Consider the following 12,788-nt stretch of genomic DNA (forward strand, 5'->3'; position numbering starts at 1 on the left):
GGTCGTCGCCGCCGGGGGTCGGCACGTAACACCGCGTCCGAACATGAGCAAGGAAGAAGTGGGACCACATGGCCAGCCGGGCCCGGGAACTCCTGGATCGATCACGCGTCCTGCTGGACCGCTCGCGGGTCGCCGCCGCGCAGTACCTCACCGCGCCCCCCAAGCATCCCGAGCATCCCGGGTACGCGCCCGCGGCCGGGCCCGCGCTCACGCAGCTGGCGCCCGTGGTGGTGCCGGCAGCGCCGGCGGACGAGGCCGTGCTGGCCGAGATCTGCGCCAGCGTCGCCCTGCGTGACCTCAACCTCCTCGACCAGCTGCTCGCCCGGCTCGAAGAGCTGGAGGCGGGGGAGGAGGACCACCACCGCCTCGCCGAGCTCTACCAGCTCGACCACCTCGCGACGCGGCTGCGGCGCAACGCCGAGAACCTGCGCGTGCTGGCCGGTCAGGAGACCGCCGACGACGCCGCCCGCGCCACCTCGGTGGTGGACGTCATGCGCGCGGCGATGTCCTCGATCGACCACTACGCCCGGATCACCATCGGCCGGGTCGTGAACCTCGGCGTCGTCGGCTTCGCCGCGGAGGACCTGGGCCGGGTGCTCGCAGAGCTGTTCGACAACGCCGCCAACCAGTCGTCGCCGAGCTCGCCGGTGAACGTCAGCGCGCACCTGACCGAGCAGGGCAGCGTGCTCGTCCGGATCGAGGACGACGGCATCGGCATCCCCGCCGACCGCGTCGACGGTCTCAACGCGCGGCTGGCCGCCGGCGGTGAGCTCGACGACGCCGCGGCGCGCCACATGGGCCTCGCGGTGGTGTCCCGGCTCGCCGCCCGCCACGACGTCACCGTGCGCCTGGACCGGCGCAGCCCGCACGGCACGGTGGCCACAGTGCTGCTGCCGACCGGCATCGTCACCGAGCTCGCCGAGAACGCGTGGTCGGGCACCCGCACCGTCGCCGGTTCGGGGGACCGGGTGGCGAAGCCCCCGGCTCGGGGCGAAGCCCAGGGTGGCGCTGTCACCGGGGAGCCGGTCAAGGCCGCGGCCGGCGAACCGGCCGCCGCCGGCGGGCTCCCGCGCCGCCGCCCGGGCACCTTCCCGCAGGAGGAGCCGGTCACCGCGATCCCGCGCAAGCCCACCCCCCGCCCGCGGCCGGTCGAGCAGACCGGCGGGACCACCGCCAACGGCCTGCCGCGCCGGGTGCCCGGCAGCATCCGCGGTGCCGCGCCCGAACCACCGCCGACCCCGCCGGCCCCGGCTTCGCCCGCCGGGCACGACCGGCTGCTCGCCGACCTCGGCGCCTTCGCCGACGGCGAGCGGGCCGCGCTCGCCGAGAACAACCGTTCCTCGCAGGACGAGACGCCCGGAGGAACCGCCTCGTGAGCGCCCCCCACCCGGCCCCGGCGAACTTCGCCTGGCTGCTCGACGACTTCGTGCGCAAGGTCCACGGCGTCAGCCACGCGCTGATCATGAGCGTGGACGGCTTCCCCCTCACCGCGTCCGACTCGGTCGGCGAAGCCGAGGCCGAACAGCTCGCGGCGATCTCCAGCGGCCTGCTTTCGCTGGCCGGCAACAGTGCGGCGCTGTTCGGGAAGGGTGCCTGCGAGCAGATCATCATCCGGCTCACCCACGGCTACTTCCTGTTCATGGGCATCGGTTCCGGTGCCGGGCTCGCGGTGCTGACCTCGGGCGAGGCGGACATGAAGGTGGTCGCCTACGAGATGACCCAGTTCATCACCAACGCCGGCCACGCGCTCACCCCCGAGGTGCGCGCGGAACTGCGTCAGGTGCTCACCGCGCGCCGGCCTCGGGTGTGATGCGCGTGCCCGACGAGGATGTGATCGCCGTGTCCGACAAGGACACCGCCTTGCCGCGGCGGAGCCGCCGGATCCGCGCTTATGCGCTCACCGGTGGCCGCACCAGCACCCGCCACCAGCTGCTGGTGGAGACGCTGGTCTCGGTCCCGCAATACGACCCGGCGCTCAGCGGCACGCTGATGCCCGAGTCGCGCTCGCTCTACGAACGCGCCCGGGCGCGGTGCTCGATCGCCGAGCTGTCGGTCGGGCTGGACCTGCCGCTGGGCGTGGTGCGGGTGCTCATCGGCGACCTCGCGTCCCAGGGCGCGGTGTACGTCCACCCCACGGCGCACGCCTACCACCACGACACCAACGTGCTCGAGAGGATCCTTGATGGGCTCAAGCGGCTCCCCGCCTGAGGGCGAACTGCTGACGATCTCCGCGAAGATCGTCGTCGCCGGGGGCTTCGGTGTCGGCAAGACCACGTTCGTCGGGTCGGTGTCGGAAGTGCCACCGATGAGCAACGAGGCGTGGATGACCGAGGCCGGCCAAGGGGTCGACGAGATCCCGCCCGGCGGCAAGTCGACCACGACCGTCGCGATGGACTTCGGCCGCATCACGCTGCGCCCGGACCTGCTGCTGTACCTGTTCGGCACGCCCGGCCAGGCGCGGTTCTGGTTCCTCTGGGACGACCTGAGCCGCGGTGCGCTCGGCGCGGTCGTGCTGGTCGACACCAGCCGGATCGACGAGTCGTTCGCGGCGATCAACTACTTCGAGAACGACTCGGAGCTGCCGTTCGTCGTCGCGGTCAACCAGTTCGAGGGCATGCCCGTGCACGACCTCGACGAGGTGCGCGACGCGCTCGCGCTCGACCCGGCCGTCCCGCTGGTCACCTGCGACGCCCGCGACCGCGCCTCGACGATCGCCACCCTGACCGAGTTGGTCGGCCACACGCTGTCGCTGGCGGTGCTCTCCGGCCCGGCGGGCCGCGAGCTCGCCGGCAGCGCCCCGCACGCCTGAACCCCGCACGCCCGCACGAGGAGAGAAGAGCTTCATGCGCAAGGTCCTGATCGTCGGCGCCGGGCAGTCCGGGCTGCAGCTGGCCCTCGGGCTGCTCGCCAAGGACTTCGACGTCACGGTGATGTCCGCGCGGACGCCGGAGGAGATCCGGAACGGGCGCGTGATGTCGACGCAGTGCATGTTCCACGACGCGCTGCAGCACGAGCGGGACCTCGGCATCGACCGGTGGGAAGCCGACACCGTGAACGTCGAAGGCCTCGGGGTGTCCGTGGCCGCGCCGGACGGCGGGCGTGCGCTCGACTGGTTCGCCGAGCTGGACCACATCGCGCAGTCGGTCGACCAGCGGGTGAAGATGGCCGGCTGGCTCGAGCTGTTCGAGGACCGCGGCGGCAAGCTCGTCATCCACGGCGTGATGACGTCCGAACTGGACGCCCTGGCCCGCCTCTACGACCTGGTGATCATCTCGGCCGGCAAGGGCGAGCTGGTCCAGCTGTTCGACCGCGTGCCCGAGCGGTCGCCGTACACGAAGCCGATGCGCGCGCTGTCGCTGGCTTACGCCCACGGCGTGCGCCCGCGGCCGGAGCACCCGGACAAGATGGCGGTGCGCTTCAACATCGTCCCCGGCGTCGGCGAGCTGTTCATGATCCCCGCGTACACGCTGAGCGGGAACTGCGACATCCTCTTCTTCGAAGGCGTGCCCGGCGGGCCGCTGGACTGCTTCGACGACCGGCCGGGCCCGGCCGAGCACTTCGCGCGGATCCTCGACCTGATGAAGCAGTTCGTGCCGTGGGAGTACGAGCGCAGCCGCGACGCCGAGCTCACCGACGCGAAGGCCACCCTGGCCGGCGGCTACACGCCGGTGGTCCGCAACCCGGTCGGCACCCTGCCCGGCGGGGCGACCGTGCTGGGCATGGCCGACGTCGTCGTGGCCAACGACCCGATCACCGGCCAGGGCTCGAACAACGCGAGCCACTGCGCCGCGACCTACCTCGACGCGATCGTCGAGCGCGGCGAGCGGCCGTTCGACGCGGAGTGGATGGACGCGACGTTCGAGCGCTACTGGGAGTACGCCCGGCACGTCACCGAATGGACGAACGCGCTGCTCCAGCCGCCGCCTCCGCACGTGCTCCAGATCCTGGGGATCGCGGGTCAGAACCCGGCGGTCGCACGACGGTTCGCGAACGGTTTCACCGATCCGACGGACTTCCAGCATTGGTTCATGGACCCCGCACTCTGGGAGAAATACCTGGCAGAGGTCTAGATCGTCGCCTCGCCGGGCTGTCGCCGTCGCGCTTTTCGGGCTACCTTTGTCACGTAGCGTGAGTGCGAAGGCGAAAGGTGTGTGGCATGCGGGCGATGTGGAAGGGCTCGGTCTCGTTCGGGCTGGTGTCCATTCCGATCCAGCTGTACGCGGCCACCGAGAACAAGAACGTCTCGCTCCGGCAGGTGCACGAGGCCGACGGCGGCCGCATCCAGTACAAGCGGTTCTGCACGATCGACGGCGCCGAGGTGCCCTACGCCGAGATCGCCAAGGGCTACGAGCTGCCCGACGGCGAGATGGTCGTGATCACCGACGCCGAGATGGCCGAGCTGCCGCTGTCCTCGCAGCGCACGATCGACGTCCTGGAGTTCGTGCCGATCGAGTCGATCGACCCGATCCAGTACGACCGGACGTACTACCTGGAGCCGCAGAAGAACGCGGTGAAGCCGTACATCGTGCTGCGCGACGCGCTGCACAAGTCGAGCCAGGTGGCGATCGCGAAGGTCGCGGTGCGGCAGCGGGAGAGCATGGCGGTGCTGCGGGTGCACGCCGACGTGCTGGTGATGACGACGATCCTGTGGCCGGACGAGGTCCGCGAGCCCGACTTCCCCTTCCTGCGCGACGACCCGCCGCAGATCCGGCCGCAGGAGCTGACCATGGCCGGATCGCTGATCGACTCGCTGGCCGAGCCGGTGTTCGAGCCGGAGAAGTACCGCGACCACTACCGCGAGGCCCTCGAGGAGATGATCGAGGCCAAGGTGGCGGGGGAGGAGACGACCAAGCCGGCGGCGGTGACCGCGAAGGCCGACGTCGTCGACCTGATGGCGGCGCTGCAGGCCAGTGTGGACGCGGCGAAGAAGTCCCGCGGGGCGAAGTCCACTTCGGATGAGTCCGATGAGGACGAGGCGCCGGCGGCCGCGAAGAAGAAGCCGGCCGCGCGGAAGCGGGCGCCGAAGTCCGCCTGATCCCGTCCGGGTGGTCGTGCCGACACGCGCCGTCGCGGTCCCGTGTCCGGGTGCTTTCCGGTGGTAGGCAAGGAGTGCGAGCACACCGGGCACGAACGCGGGAAGGCGGAGCGGTCATGGAGTGCGCTTCTTGTGGCGCGGGGATCGATCACTGCCACGGCACGCTGGTGGTGCACCCGGAAGGCGGATTCGCCGAGTGCACCGAACCGGCCTGTGGGGACGGTGACCGCGTCCGGCACGCGCTGATCGTCGACTGCCAGGCCCTCGGCCGCGGGTGCGGCTGCGCGGCCGAACCGGGAAAACCCTGGCTGCGTCAAGCTTCCTGAGCCTCCCGCCAGGATCCGTGAAGGCCTTTCCGGTCGGCTGCGCGCCGGCCGGGGAGGCCTTCACGGCGTCAGGAACCGGTCAAGCACCTGACACGATCGTGTATGCAGCTGTGTACACGGGCTTGGCGATGTGCTAACACTAACGGGGTCCTTCGGCTCTCCCTCCCCCTCGGAGCCGGAGGACCCTTTAATGTCCGCGGTGTCCCGTGTGGATATGTCAGCCGCTGATGTACAGTTCAGTGCATGGTGACCTGTGAGACGCGGGAGTCGGCGCTGGCCCGCATCGGGCGCGCCCTGTCCGACCCGACCCGCTGCCGGATCCTGACCGCGCTGCTGGACGGTCCCGCCTATCCCGGGCGCCTCGCCGGCGAACTCGGGCTGAGCCGCTCGAACGTCTCGAACCACCTTTCGTGCCTGCGGGGGTGCGGGCTCGTCGTGGCGGGCTACGAGGGCCGTCAGGTGCGGTACGAGATCGCCGACGCGCACCTGGCCCGCGCGCTGCGCGAACTCGTCCAGGTCGTGCTGGCGGTCGAGCCGCGGGACGAATGCGAACCGGCATGACGAGCGGCGAGTGCTCCGACGGCTGCTGCGCACCGGTCACTGTCACGGTGGCCCCGGACCGCCGGCCGCTGCTCGTGCGCCGGGTCCGGCTGCTCGTGGCGGCGACCATTACTTACAACGTCGTCGAAGCGGCCGTCGCGCTGACGGCCGGCACCGAAGCCTCATCCGGCGCGCTGATCGGCTTCGGCCTGGACTCGATCGTCGAAGTCGCTTCGGCGGCCGCGGTCGCCTGGCAGTTCTCGGGCCGCGACCCGGAAGCCCGCGAACGGCGGGCGCTGCGGTTGATCGCGCTTTCGTTCTTCGCACTGGCCGCCTATGTGACGGCGGAGTCGGTGCGGACGTTCTTCACCGCGGCGGCACCGGAAAGCTCGGTCACCGGGGTCGTCCTCGCGGCGGTTTCACTCGTCGTGATGCCCGCCCTGTCCGCCGCCCAGCGGCGAACGGGACGGGAGCTGGGATCCGCCAGCGCGGTCGCGGATTCGCGGCAGACTTTGCTCTGCACTTACCTTTCCGCGGTCCTGCTGGCGGGGTTGCTGCTCAACGCCCTCTGGGGCTGGTGGTGGGCCGATCCGCTCGTGGCCCTCGCCATCGCCTTCGTGGCGGTGAAAGAAGGCCGAACGGCCTGGCGCGGCGAGCATTGCTGCTGACGCCGTACCAGGCCGTTCGCGAGTTCGTGGATCAGTACCAGTGCGCACGCCCACCGACCCGGCGGCCGGTGCCACCGAGGATGGCCAGTGCCACGCCGGCCACCGCGAGAATGATGCCGATGGTGTAAAGCACCGGGATACCCACGATGAACCCGATGATGAGGAGAATTACACCGAGAACGATCACTTTGACACACACTCCTTCGCATGGGACCCGTCCGCCGTACCGGTCGGGCGGATGCGCTGTCACGGGGAGGATGGCCACTTTCCCGGTGCCGCAAACTGCGTCAAATGGAGCAATCTCGGGTCAGTACCGGTAGTGGTCGAGCTTGTACGGACCTTCGACGTCGACGCCGATGTACTCCGCCTGCGCCTTCGAGAGCTTGGTGAGTTTCACACCGAGGGCGTCCAGGTGCAGCCGGGCCACCTTTTCGTCGAGGTGCTTCGGCAGCCGGTGGACGTCGGTGGCGTATTCGCCGGGCTTGGCGAACAGCTCGATCTGCGCGATGGCCTGGTTGGTGAACGAGTTCGACATCACGAACGACGGGTGGCCGGTCGCGTTGCCGAGGTTCATCAGGCGGCCTTCGGAAAGCACGATGATCGCGTGGCCGTCCGGGAACGTCCATTCGTGCACCTGCGGCTTGATCTCGTTCTTCGTGATCCCCGGCAGCTTCGCCAGCCCGGCCATGTCGATTTCGTTGTCGAAGTGCCCGACGTTCGCGACGATCGCGTTGTGCTTCATCCGGCTCATCTGCTCGGCTGAGATGATGCCGAAGTTGCCGGTGGTGGTGATGAAGATGTCGGCCGTCTCGACGACGTCGTCCAGCTCCACCACGTCGAGCCCGTCCATCGCCGCCTGCAGCGCGCAGATCGGGTCGATCTCGGTGACCGAGACCCGGGCGCCTTGGCCGCGCAGCGCCTCGACCGCGCCCTTGCCGACGTCGCCGTAGCCGCAGACGAGGACGCGCTTGCCGCCGATCATCACGTCGGTGGCCCGGTTCAGTCCGTCCACAAGGGAGTGCCGGATGCCGTACTTGTTGTCGAACTTGGACTTCGTCACGGAGTCGTTGACGTTCATCGCGGGGAAGAGCAGCTCGCCGTCCTTGGCGAGCTTGTAGAGCCGCTTGACGCCGTTGGTCGTCTCCTCGGTGACACCGCGGATTTCCTTGGCCATGCGGGTGAAGCGGTCGCCGTCGGCCGCGAGGCTCGCGCGCAGGGTGTCGAGGACGATCCGGTACTCCTCCGGGTCCTCTTCGGACGGCTGCGGGACCGCGCCCGCGGCTTCGAACTCGACTCCCTTGTGGACGAGCAGGGTCGCGTCGCCGCCGTCGTCGAGGATCATGTTCGGCGCCTGCCCGCCGGAGAAGGCGAAGAGCCGGTCGGTGCACCACCAGTACTCTTCGAGCGTTTCGCCCTTCCACGCGAACACCGGCGTGCCCGCCGGGGCGTCGACGGTGCCCTCCGGCCCGACGACGACCGCGGCGGCGGCCTCGTCCTGGGTGGAGAAGATGTTGCAGGACACCCAGCGCACCTCGGCGCCGAGCGCGACGAGCGTCTCGATGAGCACGGCGGTCTGCACGGTCATGTGCAGCGACCCGGCGACGCGCGCGCCCTTCAGCGGCTGAGCGGCGGCGTACTCGCGGCGGATCGCCATCAGGCCGGGCATCTCGTGCTCGGCCAGCCTCAGCTGGGTGCGGCCGGCCTCGGCGAGGGACAGGTCGGCGACGGCGAAGTCGAGACCATTGCGGGTCTGCAGTTTGTCACTCATTCCTCGAGCTCTTTCCTGACTGCTGGTTGCGGACCGCTCGGGAGGCGTGACGGAACGACAAAAAAGCACCTCCCTCGCGGGAGGCGCCCTTGGAGTCGTGGTCCGGGCCGAGCGTGGCGGAAAGAGTTCCGTCGCAGCGCCTCTCGGCCCACGACCAGGATGGCAAAGCCGCCGGGAAGCTGTCAAGCGAGGGTGCGGGCCATGAGAACGTCGTCGATGTCGGCGCCGTCGACGTGGAATTCGGCCCGCAGCACGCCTTCGACGACGAATCCGCAGCCTTCGTAGACCCGGCGGGCGGCGGTGTTGTGACCGAGCACCCGCAACGTCACCTTGCGTGCCCCGCGCCGCCGCGCTTCGGCCACCGCCGCGTCGACGAGCTGCCGTGCGATGCCGAGCCGGCGCCGGTCCGGGTCGACGGCGAGCCCGCCGATCACCCGCACGTGCCGGTGGGCGGGGATGGGGAACCCGTCGTCGAGGCGGACGTAGCCGGCGACCGTGCCGTCGTGTTCGGCGACGAGGACGTCCTCGGGGCGGGTGCCGTCGTCGAAGAACGGCGTGCCGGGCGGCGGCGGGGGAGCGGGGGACACCAGCGAGGTCCAGGTGCGCTCGTCGAGCTTCGCGAGCGCGGCTTCGTCGTCGGCCCGGGCGGCGCGGACGGTCGTCACGCGAGCTCCCGCCACGCCTGCTCGACGATGCCGGCCAGCTCTTGGGGGTCGCGGTTGCCTTCGGTGCCCATGCTCCGCACCGTGACGGTCAGGCCGGGTCCGGTGCGCTGGCAGTTCAGCACGAACGAGCGCTCCGGGTCCGGGGTCGAGCCGGGCGCGGCCGGGTCGTTGTGCACCAGGCACTGCACGGCGCCGACGCGCACCAGGTCCGTGCCCGGCGCGGCCACGCCGAGGGCCTGGACGTCTTCGTACGGCGCGAACAGCTCCGGCGAGGGCGCGCGCACGGCGACCAGCTGGAACGAGCGCAACAGCCCCTCGTCCTGGTACTGCTGCACCACCGCGCCCGCGCCGTCGTAGGCCGCCGAGACCCGGGACGCCGTCTCCCGGTCGGTCTTGTCGATGCGGTCGATCGTCGCCTTGCCGCGCACGGAGTCGACCTTCGCGATCGCGTCCTGGGCCCGGCTGAGCCCGCCCAGTGCCTTCGGCGCGGTCAGCGCACTGCCGCTCGGCTCGTCGCCGAACAGGCTCAGCACCAGCCACGGCACGCCGACCAGGACCGCGCCTGCGACGACGCCGAGCAGGCCGACGACCAGCGGCCGGGCGAGCGGCGGGCGTGGCACGGGCTGCGGCACCGGCGGTTGCGTCTGCGGCGCGGGCGGCGGCCCGGCGGGGAAGTCCTGCGAGATGCCCTCGGTCACGGGGGAATCGTGGCGGAAACCGACATCCGGCGGGAAGGGAATTTCGCGGACAGGGACTCAGATGAGATGCGCGCGCCGCCAAATGCCCTCGGACCGGCCGCCGATCAGCCCCGCCTCGCGCAGGAACGGGACGATCTTCTCGGCCATCCAGCGGCGGGTTTCGTGGAAGTGCGGGTTCGCGAGCGCCGCGGCCCGGCCTTCGCGCGGGTCGATCCCGACGCTGCGGTAGATCCGCGGGTCGACCATGCTGTCGATGACGCCGAACGCGACGAGCGCCGTGCGCAGCCGGTGCCGCTGCAGCGCCGCCTTCGACAGGTTCGGCGTCTCCCGCAGCACCTCCTCCTTGGCGAACCGGACGTGCCGGGCCTCCTCGACGACGTGGATGCGGTTGACCGAGCGGATCAGCGGCTGGATGCCGTCGTCGTCCATCATCGAGCGCTGCAGCCGGTCGGTGGTCTCCTCGGCGACCAGCACGCTGGCGAACATCGAGGGTCCGGCGGCGGTCGCGCCGAACACCTTCGCGGCGCGGTGCACGACCTTCGGGACGCCGTAGCGCGGCACGCCGAGCCGGTCGGCGGTGCGGGCGAACATCACCGAGTGCCGGGTCTCGTCGCCGATCTCGGTCATGGCGTACTGCGCGTGTTCGGTGCGCGCGTCGAGGTCGAAGACGTACCGCGCGAGCAGCTGCATCAGGACGATCTCGAACCAGAGGCCGACGCTCATGATGCTGGCGATCTCGTGCTTGGACAGCTCGATCCGCTGCTCCGGCGTCAGCCGCGCCCAGAGGTCGGTGCCGTAGAGGGAGACGCGATCGAGCGGCATGTACGCCTTGCCCTCGGCGAGCGGCGCGGTCCAGTCGATGTCGACGTACGGGTCGTAGGAGTTCTTCGCGGAGCTCTTGAGCAGGCGAGCCGCGGTCACATCCCGGTCTTGGGCCTCGACGCCCATGGCGACCTCCGGAAGTAGGGGGTACACGCTGTACTAGGTACTTCGGCAGCGTACACCGGCTCGTGGGCCGTGAGTAGGCTTCCGCCGTGACCAAGGTCGACGGGCGGGCGGCGCGCTGGGCGGGCCAGCAGGAGCGGCGGCGGGCCGAGTTCGTCGACGCGGCCCTCGAAGCCATCGCCGAGCACGGCCCCGACGTCTCGACCGAGCAGATCGCCGAGCGCGCCGGCGTGGCCCGCACCCGTCTGTACAAGCACTTCGACGGCGCCCCCGACCTCCAGCGGGCGATCGCCGAGCGCGCGGCCGAGCTGGTGACCGCGGAACTCGGGCCGCTCTGGCATCCCTCGGGTTCGCCGAACGAGATGATCTCGACGGTGATCGCGACGCACCTGCGCTGGCTGACCGAGCACCTCCACCTGCACCGCTACCTCGCGCGGGCGGCCCCGGGCCCGGCGGACGTCCGCGGCACGATCGCCCGCCACCTCAGCCGCCTGTTCACCGGCTACCTGACGGCGTTCGGCCTGGACCCCGCCCCGGCGGACACGATCGCGTTCGGGCTGGTCGGCTACGTCGAGTCGGCGACGACCCGCTGGCTCGACCACCCGGGCACGCTCAGCCTCGACCAGCTGACCGCCCAGCTGAGCGGCACGATCTGGGCGATGCTCGACCACACGCTCCGGGCGGGCGGGGTGGACCTGGACCCGGACCGGCCGTTGCCCCTGCCGGAAGAGTTCTAGTCCTCCCGGAGGAACTCCGCCCGCACCCCCAGCAGCCGCACCGCGCGGGTCAGCTCGAACATCCCCAGCACCTCCTGCGCCGCGCGGTCGATCTCCGCCGCGTCCGACGTCGGCTCCGGCAACGTGATGCTGTGCGTGTGGGTCAGGAACGGCACGAACCGCACCTTCACCGCGACCCGCGCGGCCGGGCGGCCTTCGTCGAGGACGTCCTGCCAGACGCGCTTGGCCAGCGCCGACACCTCCGCGGCCATCTCCGCCGGGTCGGTGAGGTCACGCTGGAACGTCGTCTCGCGGCTGCGGGAGCGGGCCACGTACGGCGTCGCGCTCACCTCCGCGTCGCTGATCCCGCCGCCGAGCAGGCGCAGCCACGGGCCGGTCTTCGGGCCGAACCGCGCGGCCAGCGCCGCGACGTCCGCGCCGGCCAGGTCCAGGACCGTGTGGATGCCCAGCTCGGCGAGCTTCCTGGTGGTCTTGCCGCCGATGCCCCACAGCGCGTCGGTCGGGCGCGTGGCCATCACGTCCCACCAGTTCTCCTGCGTCAGCCGGAAGATCCCGCCCGGCTTGCCGAAGCCGGTGGCGAGCTTGGCGCGCAGCTTGTTATCACCGATGCCGACCGCGCACGACAGCCCGGTCTCGCGCGCCACGGCCTCCTTGATCGAGGCCGCCAGGGCCTCCGGGTCGTCGGTTTCGGCCCCGACGAACGCCTCGTCCCAGCCCAGCACCTCCACGACGACCGGGAACTCGCGCACCGCGGCCATCACGTGCTCGGACACCTCGAGGTAGGCCGGCGGGTCGCTGGGCAGGAAGACGGCGTCCGGGCAGCGCTTGGCGGCGATCCGCAGCGGCATGCCGGACTGGATGCCGAACTCGCGGGCCTCGTAGGACGCGGTCGCGACGACGGCGCGTTCGGTGGGGTCGCCGTTGCCGCCGACGACCACGGGCTTCCCGCGCAGCTCCGGCCGGCGGGCGATCTCGACCGCGGCGATGAACTGGTCGAGGTCGACGTGCAGGACCCACTTCACGAGGCCCAGTGTGCCTCAGATGCGGTGGCGCGCCACGTGGGTCCAGACGGTGCCTGTCAGCGCGAGGATCCCGCAGAGCGTGACGCCGGGATCGGGCAGGACCAGCCCGAGGACCAGCAGGGTCACCGCGACGACGTCGACGGCGATCAGGAGGGCACTGCGGAGCGCGCGCGACTTCGGGCGCTTGCCGTCGCGCAGGGCGGTGGCCAGGTCGGGGTCACTGAGCTCGAGGTTGCGCTCGATCTTCTCCAGCTCGGTGCGATCGTGGTGACTGAGCATCGGGGTACTCCTTCGGCGCCGAACCCGCCGTGTCGCCGTAGCGAATACCCAATAGTCCTCCCGGCTAACCGCCAAATGACTTCTTGTTTCGTGCTTTTCACTGCT

At 70.9% G+C, this 12,788-nt stretch carries 17 protein-coding genes and 1 riboswitch; of the genes, 10 read left to right on the forward strand and 7 right to left on the reverse strand.

The features are described 5' to 3' along the window. Nucleotides 1–68: 68 nt before the first annotated feature. The 9 genes from QQ657_RS46895 to QQ657_RS46935 all read left to right on the forward strand — a co-directional run bounded on the left by QQ657_RS46895 (nt 69) and on the right by QQ657_RS46935 (nt 6,569). Entirely contained in the window at nt 69–1,376 is a 1,308-nt protein-coding gene (locus QQ657_RS46895; protein WP_284748897.1) for a sensor histidine kinase, read from the forward strand. Then, nucleotides 1,373–1,810 carry a roadblock/LC7 domain-containing protein gene (locus QQ657_RS46900; protein ID WP_284748898.1) on the forward strand — a complete coding sequence of 146 codons (438 nt, stop codon included), beginning with the start codon at nt 1,373–1,375 and terminating at the stop codon, nt 1,808–1,810. The genes QQ657_RS46895 and QQ657_RS46900 overlap by 4 nt, the downstream gene beginning before the upstream one ends. 29 nt (nt 1,811–1,839) lie before the next feature. Beyond that, nucleotides 1,840–2,208: a DUF742 domain-containing protein gene (locus QQ657_RS46905; RefSeq protein ID WP_284748929.1), complete on the forward strand. Its 369-nt coding sequence runs from the start codon at nt 1,840–1,842 to the stop codon at nt 2,206–2,208. After that, nucleotides 2,183–2,809, forward strand: coding sequence for a GTP-binding protein (locus QQ657_RS46910; protein ID WP_284748899.1), 627 nt, complete (start codon nt 2,183–2,185; stop codon nt 2,807–2,809). Before QQ657_RS46905 ends, QQ657_RS46910 begins: the two co-directional genes overlap by 26 nt. 34 nt (nt 2,810–2,843) lie before the next feature. After that, nucleotides 2,844–4,070, forward strand: coding sequence for a styrene monooxygenase/indole monooxygenase family protein (locus QQ657_RS46915; protein WP_284748900.1), 1,227 nt, complete (start codon nt 2,844–2,846; stop codon nt 4,068–4,070). An 86-nt stretch (nt 4,071–4,156) separates the two neighbouring features. After that, entirely contained in the window at nt 4,157–5,035 is an 879-nt protein-coding gene (ku, locus tag QQ657_RS46920; RefSeq protein ID WP_284748901.1) for a non-homologous end joining protein Ku, read from the forward strand. A gap of 116 nt (nt 5,036–5,151) precedes the next feature. After that, nucleotides 5,152–5,361 carry a hypothetical protein gene (locus QQ657_RS46925; protein ID WP_284748902.1) on the forward strand — a complete coding sequence of 70 codons (210 nt, stop codon included), beginning with the start codon at nt 5,152–5,154 and terminating at the stop codon, nt 5,359–5,361. Between the two features lie 243 nt (nt 5,362–5,604). Continuing rightward, entirely contained in the window at nt 5,605–5,922 is a 318-nt protein-coding gene (cmtR, locus tag QQ657_RS46930; RefSeq protein WP_284748903.1) for a Cd(II)/Pb(II)-sensing metalloregulatory transcriptional regulator CmtR, read from the forward strand. Then, nucleotides 5,919–6,569: a cation efflux transmembrane domain-containing protein gene (locus QQ657_RS46935; RefSeq protein ID WP_284748904.1), complete on the forward strand. Its 651-nt coding sequence runs from the start codon at nt 5,919–5,921 to the stop codon at nt 6,567–6,569. Before cmtR ends, QQ657_RS46935 begins: the two co-directional genes overlap by 4 nt. Nucleotides 6,570–6,600: 31 nt before the next feature. On the opposite strand, the gene QQ657_RS46940 is transcribed toward QQ657_RS46935, so the two are convergent. From QQ657_RS46940 to QQ657_RS46960, 5 genes are all read right to left on the reverse strand, one after another. Then, nucleotides 6,601–6,756, reverse strand: coding sequence for a hypothetical protein (locus QQ657_RS46940; protein WP_284748905.1), 156 nt, complete (start codon nt 6,754–6,756; stop codon nt 6,601–6,603). A 120-nt stretch (nt 6,757–6,876) separates the two neighbouring features. Further along, nucleotides 6,877–8,337, reverse strand: coding sequence for an adenosylhomocysteinase (gene ahcY / locus QQ657_RS46945; protein ID WP_284748906.1), 1,461 nt, complete (start codon nt 8,335–8,337; stop codon nt 6,877–6,879). Between the two features lie 74 nt (nt 8,338–8,411). Continuing rightward, nucleotides 8,412–8,488: riboswitch (S-adenosyl-L-homocysteine riboswitch) on the reverse strand. A 31-nt stretch (nt 8,489–8,519) separates the two neighbouring features. Next, nucleotides 8,520–9,002 (reverse strand): GNAT family N-acetyltransferase, encoded by a 483-nt coding sequence (locus tag QQ657_RS46950; protein ID WP_284748907.1) that lies wholly within the window; start codon nt 9,000–9,002, stop codon nt 8,520–8,522. Continuing rightward, nucleotides 8,999–9,700: a hypothetical protein gene (locus QQ657_RS46955; protein ID WP_284748908.1), complete on the reverse strand. Its 702-nt coding sequence runs from the start codon at nt 9,698–9,700 to the stop codon at nt 8,999–9,001. Before QQ657_RS46955 ends, QQ657_RS46950 begins: the two co-directional genes overlap by 4 nt. 57 nt (nt 9,701–9,757) lie before the next feature. After that, nucleotides 9,758–10,648 carry an AurF N-oxygenase family protein gene (locus QQ657_RS46960; RefSeq protein ID WP_284748909.1) on the reverse strand — a complete coding sequence of 297 codons (891 nt, stop codon included), beginning with the start codon at nt 10,646–10,648 and terminating at the stop codon, nt 9,758–9,760. 86 nt (nt 10,649–10,734) lie between these two features. Here QQ657_RS46960 and QQ657_RS46965 point away from each other — a divergent pair, with 86 nt between their 5' ends. After that, a complete protein-coding gene (locus QQ657_RS46965) occupies nt 10,735–11,382 on the forward strand; it encodes a TetR/AcrR family transcriptional regulator (protein ID WP_284748910.1) in 648 nt (215 codons plus the stop codon). Here QQ657_RS46965 and QQ657_RS46970 read toward each other — a convergent pair. Further along, nucleotides 11,379–12,404: a DNA polymerase IV gene (locus tag QQ657_RS46970; RefSeq protein ID WP_284748911.1), complete on the reverse strand. Its 1,026-nt coding sequence runs from the start codon at nt 12,402–12,404 to the stop codon at nt 11,379–11,381. The genes QQ657_RS46965 and QQ657_RS46970 overlap by 4 nt on opposite strands. Nucleotides 12,405–12,419: 15 nt before the next feature. Further along, entirely contained in the window at nt 12,420–12,683 is a 264-nt protein-coding gene (locus tag QQ657_RS46975) for a DUF3040 domain-containing protein (RefSeq protein ID WP_284748912.1), read from the reverse strand. Nucleotides 12,684–12,788: the final 105 nt, after the last annotated feature.

The organism is Amycolatopsis ponsaeliensis, from assembly GCF_030182635.1.
GTDB classification, from domain to species: domain Bacteria; phylum Actinomycetota; class Actinomycetes; order Mycobacteriales; family Pseudonocardiaceae; genus Amycolatopsis; species Amycolatopsis ponsaeliensis.